The sequence below is a fragment of the Variovorax sp. efr-133-TYG-130 genome, assembly GCF_030208835.1.
Taxonomy (GTDB): Bacteria; Pseudomonadota; Gammaproteobacteria; order Burkholderiales; family Burkholderiaceae_C; genus Variovorax.
On sequence record NZ_JARVTD010000036.1, the window covers coordinates 1 to 1,563 of the forward strand.

1 protein-coding gene is annotated in these 1,563 nt (G+C 61.4%); it reads right to left on the reverse strand.

The window, feature by feature from the left end; all coding sequences use genetic code 11:
* Window positions 1-266 precede the first annotated feature (266 nt).
* The gene (locus QRN67_RS28475) at window positions 267-1,298 is read right to left on the reverse strand and encodes an IS110 family RNA-guided transposase (protein ID WP_285414600.1); all 1,032 of its coding nucleotides are present in this window, start codon (window positions 1,296-1,298) and stop codon (window positions 267-269) included.
* Window positions 1,299-1,563: the final 265 nt, after the last annotated feature.

A 1,563-nucleotide genomic window follows, 5' to 3' on the forward strand; every position in this document is an offset into this window, starting at 1 on the left:
CCGCAATGCTCTGTGAAGAAGTCGGCTGCTGCCTTGTATCCGGCCTGTGATGTGGATGGTGGGTTGCCCCTTGTCCACTGGCCCCGATGTAATCCGCTGACGAGCACCTCATCTCTTAGGACGGACTTTTGAAGTCCGGTAGTTCATCCAGGTTTAGCTCGTCCCGGTCTGACCTGTTTCACATCACGCTGCTTCGTTGCTGCCTCATCGCCTTCAAAGGCTCACCTGCTCCCTTTCTTGGGTTGGGTTGATGTTTGGCTACGAGTTCAAGCCGCAAGCGCCCGGGTGCTCTGGTGGCCTCGTTGGTAGTCCTGCTGCCGGGCCGTGACGGCCCAGATCGTTCGCGCCATCTTGGCCGCCTGTGCCACGATCACCACGTTCGGCGGCCTCCTGGTTTGGAGTTGCTCCAGCCATGGGCCGGGCTCTTTCGCATGTCTCAGTACCGCACGAGCGCCGTGAACAAGCAAGGTGCGCAGGTAGGTGTCGCCCCGCTTGGAGATCCCCAGCAGAGTCACCCGGCCACCTGTGCCCCGTTGCTTGGGCACCAGACCCAGCCAGGCACAGAATTCGCGCCCAGACTTGAATGCCTTGGCTTCTCCCATCGTGGCGATGGCCGCCGTAGCCGAGAGCAGGCCGACTCCGGGTATCGCCGCCACGCGCTTCATGTCCACGTCAATGCGCAGGACCTCAGCAAGCCGCACCTCGATGGCCTTAATGTCGATCGCCAGTTGCTTGATGCGCTGGGCCTGCTCGCGCAGGCTGTCGGCGACATACTGTGGGATGCTGTTGGCAAGCGCCTCCAGCGCCAGCTCCAACTCGCCCAACAGCGCTTTCTTGCCCCGCGCGAAAGTGGCTCCAAACTCATAGAGCAGCCCCCGCAACGCATTGATCTGCATGATCTTCATCCGCATCAACATCTCGCGCTGACGATGCAAGGTGAGCGTGGCCTGCTGCATCAGCGTCTTCACGCCTACGAATTTGGTGCCCGGCTGTTGGATCGCCAGCCAGATGGCGCGTGCGTCCGTGGCATCGGTCTTGTTACCGCTCACAAACGGGCGCACGGCCTTGGCATGGATCAGCCGCACGGTATGCCCCTGTGCCGTCAACTCACGGGCCCAGTGGTGCGCTCCGCCGCAGGCTTCGATGCCGATCAGGCAGGGCGCACGGTTGGCGAAGTGCCCCAACACCTTGGCCCGCTTGAGCTGCACGTTGACGATCTCGCCTGTGCTCATGTCGACGGTGTGAAGCTGGAACACATTTTTGGCGATGTCCAGCCCGATGACCTGCAGGCCGCTCATCTGGCCGATCATTTGCCCCGCGCTTTGTGCAGTACGAAGATGCATGACGGAACCTCGCTGGTGTTTGTGAAGACCTTGGTCTATCACGACGCCATGGGCACTTTGATGCCGTATCCAGTCGAGCGCCCAGCTTGTCTAACGGACAAGCCACACGCCCACAACGGTCGCGCTGTTCATCTCGGTACTCCTGGCGGCGTTTTGCTGCCCGTGGGCAGGGAGGCATCCATTACATCTCCAGGTAGTCCAAGTTTTCCGCCGCACCCCC